This window comes from Cryobacterium sp. TMT2-14 (assembly GCF_004402465.1).
GTDB lineage: Bacteria > Actinomycetota > Actinomycetes > Actinomycetales > Microbacteriaceae > Cryobacterium > Cryobacterium sandaracinum.
In genome coordinates, this window is record NZ_SOFV01000043.1 from 59,809 (window position 1) to 74,407 (window position 14,599).

The window sequence follows — 14,599 nt, forward strand, 5'->3', positions numbered from 1 at the left end:
CCGCTTGACATCGTATGAAACGTCTAAGAAGGCCGGGCGGCGTGGCTAGAATATCCAAGATATTGGCCTTTCAGAGTTGAAAAGGAACCCCATGGTGACGATCAGCCTCACCCAACTGCAGGATCAGCTCGGCAGCGACCTCCAGTCAGACGGTGGCGGGCGACCGACCCGCCGCGACCTCACGGGAGTCCACATCTCCGAGCTGACCGACCCGACTCCGTACCTGGGCGGCGGCGAACTACTGCTGACCACGGGAATCCCGTTGGCCGGAACCGACGAGCATGTACGCCGATACGTGCGGCGGCTCGTCGACCACGGGGTGTCAGCCCTCGGGCTGGGCCTCGGCGCGGGCACCGACCACGTTCCGCCGCACCTCGCCGCCGCGTGCCGCGAGGCGGGGCTGGCGCTGCTGATCGTTCCGGACGGAACCCCCTTCCTGCAGGTTTCCCGGGCGTACTGGGACATCGTGGGCCGCACCGAACAGGCCGATTTTGCAGCGAACCTGGGGCTGCAGACCTCGCTCGCGCGCGCCGCCACGCGGCCGGGAGCGGCAGCATCCGTGGTGAAGGTCCTGGCCGAAGCGCTGGGCGGCTGGGCCGCGTACCTGCCGGCCGACGGCACGCCGGAGTCCCTCTGGCCAACGACCGAGAGCCGGGTGCTGCCGAAGCTCCGAGAGGAGACGGCCCGGCTGAACCTGGCCGGCACGCACGCCGCAGCGACCTTCCCGCTGCTGGGAACGGATGTCGTCGAGTACTCCATCGTGTCTGGCCGGCGAACCGCCGGGTTCCTGGCGGTCGGAGCCGGGCGGGCGCTCCGCCCCGCGGACCGGCAGCTCATGCTGACCGGCTGCATGCTGCTGTCGATCACGGCGCAGCAGGACTGGGAAATGCGCCGGGCCAACGCGATCCTGGGCGGAACCGCCACTACCCTGCTCCTGCACGGCTACGTCGACGCCGCGCGCCTTGCTGCGGCGGAGTTGGGACTGCCCCCGGTGACGGACCGGGTGCGGGTCCTGGCCGTCACCGGCGAGCAGGTGGACCTACTCTCTACCGAGGAGCTCGCCGATGCGGTAGCCGCGATGGCGACGCGGGAGGATGCCGCGGAGCTGCGGCAAAGCATCCGGCGCTCGAGCCTGCGGTGTATCTTCGACGGACTCAGTTACGTGGTCCTGGACGTGCCGCACGTCGCTCCAGACGTCGCTGGCGGCGCAGCTGCATCGGCCAAGACGGTGAAACTGGAGCATCCGGCGCCTGTGCCGAGGCGACTGCCGGGTGTCGCTCCCGACCGACTAGGGGCCGCGATGAGCGGTCCGGTGCTGCCGTCCCAGGTCTCTGGCATCGTGGTTGAGGTGGGCCGGGCCTGCCGGCGGGCAGCGCCGGGACAACTGGTACAGATGGAGAACGTTCTCGACCCGCTGGCCGATTCCTGGGTCGAAGCGCTCAAGGGCTACACCAGGGCGGATCTCGTGGATACCGTGCGCTGCTACCTGCGCCATCGCGGCCAGTGGGAGACGACCGCTCGGGATCTGCAGCTGCACCGCAATTCGCTGCGGCACCGGATCGAGATCGCCTCCCGACTGATCGACGCGGACCTCGACGATCCCGATGTGGCGGCGAACCTGTGGCTGGCGCTGCGCGGCGTCACCACGCAGCCGGTTCAGCCTGCTTAGCCCCGGGGTGCGACGAGAACCGCAGCGCCGGTGAGCCAGGTGCGAATGGAGTCGTTGTGCTCGCCGAGGGCCGGCGGCGCGCTCGTGCGCGGGGCCAGCGGCGGCGTCCAGCTGACGGGGTGCCGAATCTGGCGGCCCATGGTGGCACCCGAGGCGTCCTGCACCTCGATCGTCGGCTCCAGGCCCAGTGATTCGGCGAGCTCGATGCCCTCGGCGATGGTGGCAACCTGCCCGGCCGGTACGCCGGCATCCGTGAGCCGGTTCTGCCAAGACAGCGCCGGAGCCTCCGCGAGGCGCGCTTCCAGGAGGAGCACGAGTTCCTCACGGTGGTGCACACGGGCCGAGTTGGTCGAGAACCGCGGGTCGGTTGCGAGTCGCTCGTCGCCGAGCACCCGGGCGAGCTTGGCGAACTGGCCGTCGTTACCGCAGGCCACGGCCAGTGGTCCGTCCGCGCAGGCAAGCAGCTGGTACGGCACGATCGACGGATGCCGGTTGCCCATTCTTCCGGGAACCACGCCCGCGCCGAGGTACGCCTGCGCCTGGTTGGCGAGCGCCCCCTGCAGGCTCGACAGCAGGTTCATTTCCAGCCGGGCACCGAGGCCGGTGCTCGCTCGGGCCGTCAGGGCGGCGAGCACGCCGATGGTCGTGTCTTTCGCGGTGAGCACATCTACGAGAGCGACGCCCGCTTTCATCGGGCCACTCTCGTCCCCCGTGACGCTCATCAGCCCGCCCAGCGCCTGGACCATGAAGTCGTAACCGAGCAGGTCGGCCCCGCCGCCGCTGCCGAAACCGGTGATCGAGGCGTAGATGAGGCCGGGGTTCTCTGCCTTGAGGCTCTCATAGCCCAGGCCGAGCCGGTCCATCCCGCCTGGCTTGAAGTTCTCGACCACCACGTCGGCCCTGAGGGCGAGAGCGCGCGCGACGGCGAGGTCGGCGTCGTCGGTGAGGTCGAGGCAGAGGGATTCCTTGTTGCGGTTCACGCTCTCGAAATAGGTGGCCCCCGTGGCGGAGAACGGCGGACCCCAGCTGCGGGTGTCGTCACCGCTGCCCGGCCTCTCCACCTTGACCACCCGTGCTCCCAGGTCGGCCAGCGTCACGGTGGCCAGCGGACCGGCCAGTACCCGGGAGAAGTCCGCGACCAGGATCCCGGCGAGCGGCTTCGAGGTTGGACTCCGGCTGTCTTCGAACTGATTCTGCACTCGTGCTCCGTTGACTCGGTTCAGATGATGTTCGGGTTTCCTCGAATCTAGTGGCGAGTCAGAGCGGTTTCATTGGACGGATCATCCAGAGTCTGGACATGTCTGCACCCAGGCCTGCGGACATCCGATGCACGGATGCCCGGTTCAAACACCGCCACGCGGTGGAACCCGATTTGGGTGATGGATGCCGCGACGCCGGCCAGTACAAGGGCGATATTTGTTGCCCGGCCGATGCCCGGTTCGAGCACCCCGCCGCACCAGACCGGAACACCGGGCACGTCCGTGACACCGTGGATAACGCTTTGCTAACGCGTCGAATAGCGGACGTCCTCCTGGAGGTGTGGAGGGTCAACGGGTGGGACGGCGACACCTTCAATGCGGCGCCCGATGAACACGACGCTTTCGGCTGGTTCAGTTTGGACGAGGCGACGTCTTTGGACCTAGCTGATGATGAGTACCCAGCGCTCTTCAAACAGGTGCTGACCTAATCCCTGAGGGACCGGTTCCCACCTGCCGGCCGGCCCAGAGAGCCGAGGCCAAGCTAGCAGAGCCTTGGACGGCCATACGGGCACTGGATCGGAACCGTAACGACTGCCGTACGCCCTCAGGGTTCCCAATTCGGAAACTCGTTTGAGTCCGCAGAGCGAGTCGGGGGCCGGTGTCGATGCGAGAGTGGGCCCGTGCTGGAAAACAACGAACGTCGACTCGTGACTGCCGCCGAAGCGATAGTGCGATCACTGCCAGACGATGACACGCACACGGTCGCCTCGGCGGCCATGGATCCCCAGGGCAATGTCCACACGGGCGTGAACGTTTTTCACTTCACGGGTGGGCCATGCGCCGAACTCGTCGTCACTGCAGCCGCCGCGCAGGCCCTCGCCGGCTCCCTCGTCACCATCGTCGCGGTCGGTGACCGTGACCGTGGTGTGCTCGCTCCGTGCGGACGGTGCCGACAGGTCTTGCTCGACCTTCACCCCGATGTGGCAGTCATCCTGCCCCTCCCCGGTGGCGACGTGACCGCGGAACCCCTACGCGATCTACTACCTCGCAGCTACTCGGCACCGGAGCCCGCATTCGGCCCCAGAATCGTCTACTTCAACCCTCGCTACTACGACAGCATTGCTTCGGGTCAGAAGACAATCACGATCCGCCACCACGATCCCATCCAGACTGGATCGGCAGTGCTTGTATTCGACGACGGAGACACCATTCGGCGGCTCAACGTCAAGATCGAGAGCATCGAATCACGCCGCTTCGATCACCTGAGCAACGACGACGCTCGCCAGGAAGACCTCCCCGACGCTGACGCTCTTCGCGGAGCACTGCGCACGCACTACCCGGACCTCGAAGGCCACGATGTCGTGGACGTAGCGACGTTTCACCTGGTGACTGCTTGACGCGGTCACGGTTCCGCTGCTGAGGGACTTCCGTCTGGCCTGGACGGCCGAGTCTGTCGTGCCAGACTCGCTGGATGGACCAGGCAAGAGACACGGAATTCGACACCATCCTGATCGGTGGTCGTGAGCAACGTGCGATCGTCATCGTCGATCACGACGACACATGGCCCTCAAAAGCAGCTTCCATGGCTCAAAAGATCCAGGACTCCCTGGGCCCAGCTGCGCTGTCGGTCGAACACATCGGTTCGACCTCAGTCCCTGGACTGGCTGCGAAACCGGTGATCGACATGCTGCTTGTCGTGGCCAACATTGACGACGAGGAGTCCTACCTTGTGCCAATGGAATCCATCGGGTTGCAGCTCCGTGTCCGAGAATACGGCCACCGGATGCTCCGCACGGCGGAGCTGGACTTCCACGTGCACGTTCTTCCGCCAAAGTCCGCTGAGCAAATCGACTACCTCGACCTCCGCGACTGGCTCCGGGTCAGCGCTGCAGACCGTGCACTCTACGAATCCACGAAGCGGACGCTCGCGGAGAACACATGGAGCGATATGAACCACTACGCCGATGCCAAGAGTGCAGTCATCCAGCAGATACTGACCCATGCACGCAACTGGCGAGCAGGACAGCCCACCAGCTGAACCGTCCCCACGGAACCACGTCCCGGCGACGGTTCCACCGATGCAACGGTCGCGGATCTGGTGCGGGGTGTTTTCATGGCGGGCGGCGAGTAGCTTGTTGCTATGACTGAGCTGTTGGCGGCTCGCGTGACTGTGCCGGATGCTGTCGGGCTCCCGTTCCATGTCGGCCGTGACTTAGCCGCCGAGTTTGGCGTCACTCTCGCTAACCCCGATCCTGATGGGCCGCCGATCGGTGGCCTCGCGTGGCCAGGGTCGTTCTACATCACGTCGCAGAACCCCCCTGCGGGCACTGAGCTTTACCTTTGACTCCGTCACAGTCGAGATCGTTGGCTATGGCGAGGCGGACCGCGATTCGCTCCGGAACTCTCCGGTCGCGCCGCCGGCGGACGTGACCCATGCAAAAGTAGAGCCGGTGAGTTTAGTCGACCTGACTCCGACCGCCAGCGTCGACCAGAACCCGGACTGACGATCGGTGGGTCTTGTCGCCCGCGTCCGTTGGCGGTTTCATTTCACCACGTAACGCGAGAGACCCTCGACGTGAGCGGGGTTCGGAGAAAGGGCTGTTCCTACGTGTCAGGGCCAGTACCTCAGAGCAAGTCCGCCGTTTGACGCTCAGGGCGGATGTTCGCTGGATTTATTTGCCGGCCAGAAGAGCGAAATATCCCGGAATCTGCTGCGAAAGACCGGTGGATTTCATCGGGACCACTTCGATGTTCACCGGCCCGTCCGCGATCAACTGCCAGTCCGAATCCGAAAATGTGCTGTGCCGTTCCTGGGCGCCGAAACGCCCGGGGCGGGGCAGGTTTTCCAGGGCGCTCTGCAACTGCCGGGGTATGCTTCGCGGCGTGGCACCCAGCTGCTGCAGGTAAGCGAGGCTGTTTCCTTGGAAGTTGGTTTCGGCGAGGAACACCCGGCCGCTGCGCCCGATGACGGTTCGCAGGTTGGCAGCTAAGCTGGACTGTTTGTCGGGTTTCAGGACGTGAAAAACTCCGCGGACAAAAACGTTGGCAGGCCCCATCCGCTCCAACAGGTGCTCTCCCGCTCCTACTCCCGCAGCATCCATGACCATGAAGTCGGCGTTCTGGACGCCTTCAGCTTCCCTCCTCGCCAACTCGACCGCGCCGGTTGAAACATCGATGCCGAGCACGCTTGGAAAAAGACCAGCAAGCCAGCGGGTGTAGGTCCCGTTACCACACCCGACGTCAATCACCGGAAGAGCCGGATCAAAGTGGGCTACGACGGCGTCGGAGTACTGCGCATGCTCGGTCCGGGATCCGGAGTCCCACAGCACGTCTCCGGAACGGCCGGTGGTGTGGATTCCGCGCCAATACCCATCCCACGCGGCCGCCGGGTCTCTCGGTACCCGGGAAGTGAGGCGTACTACTGTTGGGACAAGCAGCATCTGTTCCCAAAGCTTTGACATGCCCTAACTCTACCGACGCTGCGCGAGGCTCCGGAGCTGATCCAGTACCTTCGCGGGCGGCAGCGGGTAGCTGTAGTAATAGCCTTGCCCGTAAAGGCAACCCATGGCCTGCAACTGGATCGCCTGCTCGGCGGTTTCGATGCCTTCCACGATCGCTTTCAGTCCCGCAGAGGAAATCAGCTGAAGAATGGCAGCAATGAATTTCAGCTGCTGCGGGTCCGAGCCCATGTCCTGAATCAGGGATTGGTCGACCTTCACCGTGTCCGCGGGAAGCGACCGGAGATAGCTGATGGACGAATAGCCGGTACCGAAGTCGTCAATTTGCAGCCCCACGCCCATGTCCCGCAGCCCGCTGAAGACCTGTTCTTCCGCCGTTCCCCTAGACATCAACACGGTCTCGGTGATCTCCAAAACCAAACGCCGCGGAGCCACGTGATTCCGGTCCAGCGTATCCCTGATATCCTCCAGCAGATCACTGCGAAGCAGTTCGGCGGCGGAAAGATTGATGTGCAGACGGAAGTCCGTCAGGTCAGGTGCGGTTTCGCTCCAGCGTCTCATCTGGGCGACTCCTTCATGCAGCACCCACCGCCCCAGCTCTAGGATCAGGCCGGTCTCTTCCGCGATGCGGATGAAGCTGTCCGGCATAATAATTCCGCGCACGGGATGATGCCACCGAAGGAGGGCTTCGATGCCTATGACCCTGCCGGAGGCCAATTCGACCACCGGCTGGTACCGCAGTGCCAGTTCGCCGCCGGCAACAGCGCTGCGTAGTTCGGCGGTTATGCGCGAGCGTTCCCGGACAGCGTCGAGCATATCGGGGTGGAAGAGCTGGACGTTGTTGCGACCCTGCTCCTTCGCCTGATACATGGCAATGTCAGCATCGCGCATCAGCGCCTCGGCCGGATACCCCGGCGTGCCGATGCAAACCCCGATGCTGGCCATTGCCCAGACCGTTTCGGTTCCGACACGCACGCTGTCCTGCAGTTGCTCGGATGCCCGGTGCGCAATTTGCAGGATCTCCTCTTCCGTGGCCTCGGTGATGACGATGGCAAATTCATCCCCACCCAGACGGGCCACTGTATCGGCGGCCCTGACGGCGGACCGGAGACGCTTGGCAACCTCGACCAGCACGGCGTCACCGGCACCATGGCCCAGAGTGTCATTTATGGCCTTGAAAGAATCCAGATCCAGCACCAGCACGGCCGGGGCTTTCCCGCTGTCCGCACTGGCCAGGATTGCCTCCTGGATCCGCTCGTTGAGCAGGGTCCTATTCGCAAGGCCTGTTAAGGCATCCGTCTTGGCCATCTGCTCCAGCTCAGCCTGCGCTCGCCCCAACATGGCCGTACGGTCGGCAACCCGCCGTTCCAGATCCGAGTAAATATGGTCAAGTTCCTCCGCGAGCAGGTTGACACCCGTGATGACAGCATCGATGTCATCCCTACGTTCCGAAGTTTTCATGCGTGTGTCTAGCTCACCGGCAGCCAACCGGACAATGCCCTCCACCAACTGCTGCAGGCGCGGGTCCTCAGCGGCCTTTCCCGAGCTCATATCGTCCAAAGGTGCAATCCACGACGGGAAGTCTGGCCCTTTGCAGACCCCGGCCGAAGAACTGGCAACTGCCCCGGGGTCGCCCTGAATCGATCTGTCACGCGCTGAATCCTGCGGTCACCAGCGACCTCCGATGTGGGCCCACTATCGATACTCCACCAAGAGGAGTACCCACCCGAAGGCGCCTGCCAGCCCGACGGGCGGTCAGTAACCCTGCCGGTTGGCCGAAACGTGTCGGGCACCGCCACCGCCGGTTCCCCGCTCAAAGGACAGACGCCCGGTGTGGCCCTCATCGCGGCAGGCAGCACTTCCCGGCGCTCATGCACGGGCACTAAGCCAGTCCAAGGCCTCGCTGCGCGATGTAAAAAAACGAGTCGGACAAGGCGGGACGTGCACACCGAGGAAGAAGTTCGCCAGGACCCGATCTACAGGCGATTCGCCTAATAGAGCAATGCGTGAGGCGCTGCAGGGAATGGACCAAACAGCCCTGGCCTCACGGCTAACCGAACCGACCGCTGCCATATCGACGAGCATGGGATGCTCTTCCTGCTGGCAGACCTCGTTGACTTTCGCCATCGCGGCCCGAGCGTCCTCGACCTGAACGTGGACCCCGGGCAGCCAGCGCAGATGGAGAAGCCCGCTATCACTCATTTCAATGCTGAGCTTTGCCTCGTTTGCAGCGACCGGATCCACCACCACGTGTCCTCCCCCGAGCACGCCGCCGAACCATTCAGCCGCTCCTCAAAGGTACTCGGGTTCATCGATTTCTCCCGTCACGAGGACGGTGGGTTGCAGGCTGAGAGCGGTTCTTGCCTCTGCAGGCACGGAGGATGCAATGTATTAGCGCGAGTATCCAAATGCCGGGTCCAATACCGATCAGGTATGCAGGTTACTGATCTCACAGCGGCCATGAACGAATTACGACTGAGCGACCTCTCACGGGACATCCGGAGCTCCTACACGGCAAAAAGCTGGGGCCTGTCTCCCGACGTAACTGTGGGCGGAGTGGCCCCGGGCTGCTCCCCAAGGTTCGCTTTTGTTTATCGCGGGTCAGTTGTTGGTCACGAGGCCAGTTGCAGAATCGAAGGTTACGCCGACACCGGAGGAGTCGTCGGTGATGCGGATCCGCTTTACGCAGGGAAGTCAAGGAGGAGCTCGGTCTCGAGGTCGACATTGTCGCCGTGGTCGATAGCTATGGTGGCGTCGACTTGACGAACGAGTATCCGAACGGTGACGTCGTGAGCTACGTCACGACCGCCTACCTCTGCCGCCTTGCCGAGGAACTGCCAGTCCTCGAAACGGAAGAGTTGACCGCTGTCGGCTGGTTCTTTCCCCTCCAGATCAAACAGCTCGATCGGTTCGAATGGATAGATCGAGTCATTGACGACATCGGGCCCAGCTTGAACGGGCTCGATTCAGCCCAAACGGTACCCCCTCACGCGATCACCTAGAAGACAGCAGCCTAGACATCACGTTTACCGCGCTCGACCTGCCAGCTGACCACGCTGCACTGATGCAGTTCATGATGTCTAACGAGTTCCCCTTCCACGTGAACGCCAGACCGTCCCGCACGGATCTCGAGCGAAAGACCTCCGAGGGAGCATTTGGCGGCCCCGATCACGCGAGCTTCTGGGTCCAATCGGAATCCGAAGGGCGCGTAGGCCTCGTGATCCTCGAAGACCTCCTCGACGACGCACACGGTGTCGAGGAACTCCACCACTCCGCGGGACGTGACCTAGGGCAATCGAATGCCCGCGAGTCGAGGCGTGGTCGAGATGGAATTCGGTTTTTTGGGTTGGTGGAACTTTTGGGTGGTCGTTCAGGGTTTCCTTGTGGTTGGGATCATCGTGGCTCTGGCGTTCTTTATCCGCTGGGGGCGGCGCAAGAGCGCGATTCTTGAAGCAAACGAATCCACAGAAGGTCAGGGAGGCGCTGGCCACGGAAGGTAGTGGGCGGGAGGTGCCCCGCGTAGGGTTCCCAGAAGGGGAACGAAAAATAGAGAGGGTTTCGGCGTCCGCGACGGCCCTCTATTCCTCGTCTTTCGCGAATGCTCTGTCGAGTAGAGCCGCGGTCGCCGGGTTCACCAGCTCGCTCCGCTGCATATAGTGCTGCACCGTGCTCTTCGTGTCCGTGTGGCCGAGCAGCTCCGCGGCGAGTTCGATGTTGGCGTTGGCGTTGACTGCAGTCGCAACCGTGCGGCGGAACATGTGCGGGGTCACACCCTCGATCCCGGCTCCCCCGAGCACATGACGCAACTGACGTTGCACGTTCGCGGTGGTCAGCGGAGTGCCGTCCGGGGACTGGAACAGCAGCTCATCCAGGCCCATGCTGCCGGCATTGGCAAGCCGCCGGCGGACCGCGTCAGCGGTGAATGTGGGCAGTGCAACGACTCGACGCGACTTTGCGGTCTTGGGATGGTCCTGCCGAAAGGTCTGCTCGCCGTTGCGGCTCACGATCGTACCGGCCAGGCGGATGGACGGTATAGCGCTTGTGATGTCGACGTCCCGCCGGCGGATGGCCAGCACCTCGCCGATCCAAGCTGAGGTGCCGAGCATCACCTCGATGATCGCACTGAGCTGGCCGTCAGGCTTGGGCCCGGAGATGTGATTGACGGCGCTTTCCCACTGGGCGATCGCCGCGCGGATTACGTTCACCTCCGGGGCCGTGAGCGCATCGAGGATGTGGGGCTCACAGTACAGGCGGGCCACGTGATCCATTGGCTTGCTGGAGAGAATCTCATGCCGCACCGCCAACTCAAGCGCCAGCCGCAGAACGACACGACCATGCTCGGCCCGGCTGTGGGAAAGCTTGGCCAGCTGCTTGATGAAGTGATCGCAACGAGCGACGCCAATCTCTCGCAGCGTGAGACAGCGGGACACCGGGAGCACGAGCGTTCGCATGTTGCGCTCTTATAGATTCCGGGTCGTCTTCGACGATTCGATTTTCCATGTCGATGTCCTCGAACCAGTACGTCGCCAAGTCTCCGAACGAGCTGTCCGGCGTCAGCGACGTGTTCGTCGGCTGCTGCAGGTATCTCGTCGTGAGCTTGCTCTTCAGCGATCGCTCAGCAGCCCTGGCGGTGTCGCCGGTGGCCTGAACCTGGCGTGTCTGATCGTCCCAGTCCCGGTACGCACCGCAATCCCGGAGGATCGGGATGAACCGAAAACGACGTCGGCGCCCCGGATGGGAAGGCCGTTTCAACGGCTCCAGGGAGGAGTAAAAGATGGGTTTGTGATGGGGTAGTCAAATCTCTAACCAAAAAAGTCCCGGAAACCCTTGAGTTTCCGGGACATTTGGTCGGCTGTTTACGAAAGGCAGTGGGGCACGGGTCTCGCAAGATCGCAGAGGGCGTTTTTCTCCACGATTTCTGGATTTTCCTCCACTTAACGAAACCTCTCTATGCCGCCGTGGCGAGATGGGGCATATCGACGTGAAGGAGCTCGGTCGTATCCCCGACGGCGGCGGTTGGCGGGCCCAGCCTGGTCAACCCGCACCAACCACACAGCCGGGCAGGTTCGGGTCAGTTATGACTACGTGCACGCTGTCATCGACGACCACGCCCGCCTCGTCTACGCCGAAGTGCACGCCGACAAAACGGGCGTCACGGCTGTCGGCGTTCTTCTCCGCGCTAGCTGTACTGCCCAAGGAGGTTAGTTCAGCGCCTGATGGGCGGCGATCGCGAGAGATGCTTCACCGTCCGCTGCTCTCTTCAGAGCGGTGAAAAGCCGTTTCGGTTGGTCGTCACCGAATGTTTCGGAACCTCGTGGGAGTTTGCAAGGTCTAGATCAGTCGGCATCAGAGCAAAATTATGGGAGCCGAAGATCACCGTTGGCGGTCTTCGGCTCCCACTCGTAAGGGTTCAACCCTTCAGCGCCGTTTCGATCCAGTCGGCTGGAATGATGTCGGAGAATGCGGGAGCATCGTCCACCAACCCTGTTTGGAGGTGGAAGTCGACGGACTTCTCGAAACCGGATTCGGTGGGTTGTGAGCTGGCTGAGACGTGCGCCTGAATGATCGGGATCAGGGCTTCCAGGGTGGCGGGGTCCATGGCCTCTTCGTATAGGGCAAGGAGTCTTTCCACCTCGGCTGAATCACTCACAATGAGTTGCTCGGCCCGATCGATGGCTCGGAGAAATGCTGCCACGGTGGGACCCTTCTCGTCCAAGACGTCCTGCGCTTCTACGCCTCAGAATCAGCCCGTCGAAACGCACTGCCAGCATGGATCCACGAATACGATCACCACAAAGCCTTACACCGCCATCGGAAAATACCCGCCCATCAGCCGCTTAACTAACGTCTCTGGGCGGTACATCTAGGTCGATGGCCAAGAACGATCCAGATTCATGCGTCGTGCATCTGCAAGCGGATTTCCATGGTCACGTCCTACCAGGTTGTGCAATTCATCGGCAGCGCGCCGGTGATCTTCTCGCAGTGACCGCTCCTGGTAAGAACTGCCTGCCGAAGTGCCCGCTATTTGTTTGCAGACTCCAGCGCGGCCGCCATCGCGTCAATGCTCGCGGACGAGAGGGCGAAGTCGATTGCCATGACGCTGGCTCCGATAATGCCGGCGTCGGCACCGGCTCGAGATTGTGCCACGATGAGATGTTCCGTGGCCAGCGGCATCGTGCGCGAATAGACAACTTCGCGAACGCCGGCAAGAAGATGGTCGCCGGCGAAGGCGAGGGAACCCCCGATCGAGATGATGGAGGGATTCAGGACGCTGACGCAGGTGGTGAGGACTTCGCCGATATCGCGGCCCGCCTGTCGAACTGCCTGAATGGCGGCCAATTCGCCAGCCTTTGTGGCGGCCACCACGTCGCTGAGAACAGCGATGGACTTGCCGTTGTATTCGACTCCGGCGAGGGCTAGTCGCTGAGCCAACGCTGGTCCAGCGGCCATAGCCTCCAAACAACCGCTGTTGCCGCAGCGACAGGGCACGTTCTGACCGCGGGTGATTTGCACGTGCCCGATATCTCCTGCGATACCTTCGGCGCCCCGTTGGAGTACGCCGCTGCTGATAATTCCGGAGCCGATCCCCGTGGACGCCTTCAGAAAGATGATGTTCTCCATGTCGGGCCAGGCGAACTTCTGCTCTCCGAGCGCCATGATATTCACGTCGTTATCGACAAGGACGGTCGCTGTGAGATGGTGGTTGACGAAGCCAGGTACATCGAAGTCATCCCACCCTGGCATGATCGGTGGGTTCGAAGGGCGCCCGGTAGAGTGCTCGACGGGGCCAGGGAGACCGATTCCGATGGCGATCAGATCCGCTTCTTTGAGGCGGAGAGATGCGAGTTCTGAGCGAATTGTCCTAACCATCCAGCCGAGGCATGTTTCAGGACCATCCGCAATGATGATTTTTGACGATGTTCGGCCGAGGATCTCGCCTGCCAGATCTGTCAGAGCCAGGCTCGCTTGCGTTGCCCCAAAGTCCACGGCCGCAATCACACGGGCTTTGGGGTTGAGGGCTACTTGGGCTGAGGGTCGACCACCGGTAGAAACGGCATCATTGACAGGTGCAATGAGGCCCAGCTCAAGCAAAGTGTCGATGCGGAGCTGGATGGTCGATCGAGCCAAGCCCGTCATTGTCACCAATTCGGCCTTTGTTCGTGGCTGCCCATCTCGTAGGAGCTGAAAAAGGGCTGCGGCACTGAAGCCGTTGAATTTGATTTGAATCTCAGCCATCCCCGAATTTTACTGGCGCCGGACGCAACGATCTGCCCCTGATCTGGTTGTTATCGACAGTAGTTGATAACAGGTAGGTAACGTAATGTTGATTTTCGGCAGAAGACCATTGTTCACTGTCATTATCGATCCACACACAGAATCACCATGAGATCAATGCCACAGGGCAGTGGAGCTTTACTTATGAAAGGCACATCGATGAAGATTGGCTACTCGACCATTACATGGGGCGGGGTCGTAGGGCATCCCTCCGGTGTCACGGCTGTGAAAGACCTCTTTTATCGTGCGAACGGCGATACCCTCGAAGCGATCTCGGACATCTCATCCGCTGGTTATCAGGGGACAGAGGTGTTCGACGGAGATCTCGCCGAATATGCGGATCGGCCAGACGTGCTGATTGATGCTTTCAAGAAGGCCAAGCTTGAGCTCGTTGCCGTCTACACCGGCGCCAACTTCATTTATGACGACATCCTCGAAGATGAGCTTCACAAAATCTCCCAGTCGGCCAAGCTCGCCTCGGAGTTCGGCGCCACCAGGCTGGTTGTGGGCGGTGGCGCCAAGCGCGCTCGAGGCGAGCAGCCAGACGATATGGCCAAGCTGGGTCGTGCCCTTGACCAGGTTGTGGAGATCGCCGCCTCCTTTGGTCTGGACTGCACCTACCATCCTCACCTCGGAACCATCGTTGAGGGGCCGGACGCCCTCGAACGGCTGATGGGTCTGTCCACAATCAAGTTCTGTCCCGATACCGCCCACCTGACTGCTGGTGGCGGAAATCCGGTTGAACTGATCGAAAAATACGCCGACCGTCTGGCCCACGTACACCTCAAGGACTACAAATACGCCACCGGTGATTTTCTTCCCCTTGGACAGGGAGACATCGATATTCCTGGCGTGATTGCAGCAGTTCGATCAGCTGGCTACGACAGCTGGCTCATGGTCGAACTGGATTCATACGATGGCGACCCCACCGACGCCGCCGTCATCAGTAAGCGGTACCTCGATGACGTTCTTGCCCACTAGCAACACGCTTCGAGACT

At 62.3% G+C, this 14,599-nt stretch carries 14 protein-coding genes and 3 pseudogenes; 10 read left to right on the top strand and 7 right to left on the bottom strand.

What is annotated here, in order from left to right:
• Positions 1-91: 91 nt before the first annotated feature.
• Entirely contained in the window at positions 92-1,669 is a 1,578-nt protein-coding gene (locus tag E3O28_RS15250) for a PucR family transcriptional regulator (protein ID WP_134416672.1), read from the top strand.
• On the opposite strand, the gene E3O28_RS15255 is transcribed toward E3O28_RS15250, so the two are convergent.
• Positions 1,666-2,868 (bottom strand): CoA transferase, encoded by a 1,203-nt coding sequence (locus E3O28_RS15255; RefSeq protein WP_241973159.1) that lies wholly within the window; start codon positions 2,866-2,868, stop codon positions 1,666-1,668. The two genes, E3O28_RS15250 and E3O28_RS15255, sit on opposite strands and share 4 nt — an antisense overlap.
• 98 nt (positions 2,869-2,966) lie before the next feature.
• Here E3O28_RS15255 and E3O28_RS15260 point away from each other — a divergent pair, with 98 nt between their 5' ends.
• From E3O28_RS15260 to E3O28_RS15270, 3 genes are all read left to right on the top strand, one after another.
• The gene (locus E3O28_RS15260; protein WP_134416674.1) at positions 2,967-3,356 is read left to right on the top strand and encodes an NUDIX hydrolase; all 390 of its coding nucleotides are present in this window, start codon (positions 2,967-2,969) and stop codon (positions 3,354-3,356) included.
• A 192-nt stretch (positions 3,357-3,548) separates the two neighbouring features.
• Positions 3,549-4,265 (top strand): ASCH domain-containing protein, encoded by a 717-nt coding sequence (locus E3O28_RS15265; protein ID WP_198411620.1) that lies wholly within the window; start codon positions 3,549-3,551, stop codon positions 4,263-4,265.
• A gap of 74 nt (positions 4,266-4,339) precedes the next feature.
• A complete protein-coding gene (locus E3O28_RS15270) occupies positions 4,340-4,906 on the top strand; it encodes a GrpB family protein (RefSeq protein WP_134416676.1) in 567 nt (188 codons plus the stop codon).
• Between the two features lie 634 nt (positions 4,907-5,540).
• On the opposite strand, the gene E3O28_RS15275 is transcribed toward E3O28_RS15270, so the two are convergent.
• The 3 genes from E3O28_RS15275 to E3O28_RS15285 form a co-directional block, all read right to left on the bottom strand.
• Positions 5,541-6,329: a class I SAM-dependent methyltransferase gene (locus E3O28_RS15275; RefSeq protein ID WP_104101742.1), complete on the bottom strand. Its 789-nt coding sequence runs from the start codon at positions 6,327-6,329 to the stop codon at positions 5,541-5,543.
• Between the two features lie 9 nt (positions 6,330-6,338).
• Positions 6,339-7,877 (bottom strand): EAL domain-containing protein, encoded by a 1,539-nt coding sequence (locus tag E3O28_RS15280; RefSeq protein WP_134416750.1) that lies wholly within the window; start codon positions 7,875-7,877, stop codon positions 6,339-6,341.
• 318 nt (positions 7,878-8,195) lie between these two features.
• Entirely contained in the window at positions 8,196-8,528 is a 333-nt protein-coding gene (locus tag E3O28_RS15285) for an STAS/SEC14 domain-containing protein (protein WP_104102200.1), read from the bottom strand.
• Positions 8,529-9,016: 488 nt separating this feature from the next.
• On the opposite strand from E3O28_RS15285, the pseudogene E3O28_RS15290 reads away from it, so the two are divergent.
• A pseudogene (locus E3O28_RS15290) lies at positions 9,017-9,328 on the top strand (NUDIX domain-containing protein); the annotation flags it as partial.
• Positions 9,329-9,643: 315 nt separating this feature from the next.
• A complete protein-coding gene (locus E3O28_RS15295) occupies positions 9,644-9,826 on the top strand; it encodes a hypothetical protein (RefSeq protein WP_134341923.1) in 183 nt (60 codons plus the stop codon).
• Between the two features lie 78 nt (positions 9,827-9,904).
• Here E3O28_RS15295 and E3O28_RS15300 read toward each other — a convergent pair whose 3' ends face one another.
• Positions 9,905-10,777, bottom strand: a complete 873-nt coding sequence (locus E3O28_RS15300; RefSeq protein ID WP_241973161.1) for a tyrosine-type recombinase/integrase — start codon at positions 10,775-10,777, stop codon at positions 9,905-9,907.
• Positions 10,778-10,824: 47 nt separating this feature from the next.
• On the opposite strand from E3O28_RS15300, the gene E3O28_RS17115 reads away from it, so the two are divergent.
• Entirely contained in the window at positions 10,825-10,974 is a 150-nt protein-coding gene (locus E3O28_RS17115; RefSeq protein ID WP_241973162.1) for a hypothetical protein, read from the top strand.
• Positions 10,975-11,286: 312 nt separating this feature from the next.
• Positions 11,287-11,510 (top strand): annotated as a pseudogene (locus E3O28_RS17120) (IS481 family transposase); the annotation flags it as partial.
• 226 nt (positions 11,511-11,736) lie between these two features.
• Here the strand turns inward: E3O28_RS17120 and E3O28_RS15305 are convergent.
• Positions 11,737-12,042, bottom strand: a complete 306-nt coding sequence (locus tag E3O28_RS15305) for a hypothetical protein (protein WP_134416678.1) — start codon at positions 12,040-12,042, stop codon at positions 11,737-11,739.
• Between the two features lie 9 nt (positions 12,043-12,051).
• Here E3O28_RS15305 and E3O28_RS17125 point away from each other — a divergent pair.
• Positions 12,052-12,193 (top strand): annotated as a pseudogene (locus E3O28_RS17125) (IS481 family transposase); the annotation flags it as partial.
• A 154-nt stretch (positions 12,194-12,347) separates the two neighbouring features.
• Here E3O28_RS17125 and E3O28_RS15310 read toward each other — a convergent pair.
• The gene (locus tag E3O28_RS15310) at positions 12,348-13,562 is read right to left on the bottom strand and encodes an ROK family protein (protein WP_134416680.1); all 1,215 of its coding nucleotides are present in this window, start codon (positions 13,560-13,562) and stop codon (positions 12,348-12,350) included.
• Between the two features lie 198 nt (positions 13,563-13,760).
• Here E3O28_RS15310 and E3O28_RS15315 point away from each other — a divergent pair, with 198 nt between their 5' ends.
• Positions 13,761-14,582: a sugar phosphate isomerase/epimerase gene (locus E3O28_RS15315; protein ID WP_134341921.1), complete on the top strand. Its 822-nt coding sequence runs from the start codon at positions 13,761-13,763 to the stop codon at positions 14,580-14,582.
• Positions 14,583-14,599 lie beyond the last annotated feature (17 nt).

Bases quoted from the DNA above. Each gene is read 5' to 3' on its own strand.
- E3O28_RS15250 (WP_134416672.1), top strand. From the start codon at position 92: ATGGTGACGATCAGCCTCACCCAACTGCAGGATCAGCTCGGCAGCGAC.
- E3O28_RS15260 (WP_134416674.1), top strand. From the start codon at position 2,967: ATGTCTGCACCCAGGCCTGCGGACATCCGATGCACGGATGCCCGGTTC.
- E3O28_RS15270 (WP_134416676.1), top strand. From the start codon at position 4,340: ATGGACCAGGCAAGAGACACGGAATTCGACACCATCCTGATCGGTGGT.
- E3O28_RS15275 (WP_104101742.1), bottom strand. From the start codon at position 6,329: ATGTCAAAGCTTTGGGAACAGATGCTGCTTGTCCCAACAGTAGTACGC.
- E3O28_RS15280 (WP_134416750.1), bottom strand. From the start codon at position 7,877: ATGAGCTCGGGAAAGGCCGCTGAGGACCCGCGCCTGCAGCAGTTGGTG.
- E3O28_RS15285 (WP_104102200.1), bottom strand. From the start codon at position 8,528: ATGAGTGATAGCGGGCTTCTCCATCTGCGCTGGCTGCCCGGGGTCCAC.
- E3O28_RS15300 (WP_241973161.1), bottom strand. From the start codon at position 10,777: ATGCGAACGCTCGTGCTCCCGGTGTCCCGCTGTCTCACGCTGCGAGAG.
- E3O28_RS17115 (WP_241973162.1), top strand. From the start codon at position 10,825: ATGTCGATGTCCTCGAACCAGTACGTCGCCAAGTCTCCGAACGAGCTG.
- E3O28_RS15310 (WP_134416680.1), bottom strand. From the start codon at position 13,562: ATGGCTGAGATTCAAATCAAATTCAACGGCTTCAGTGCCGCAGCCCTT.
- E3O28_RS15315 (WP_134341921.1), top strand. From the start codon at position 13,761: ATGAAGATTGGCTACTCGACCATTACATGGGGCGGGGTCGTAGGGCAT.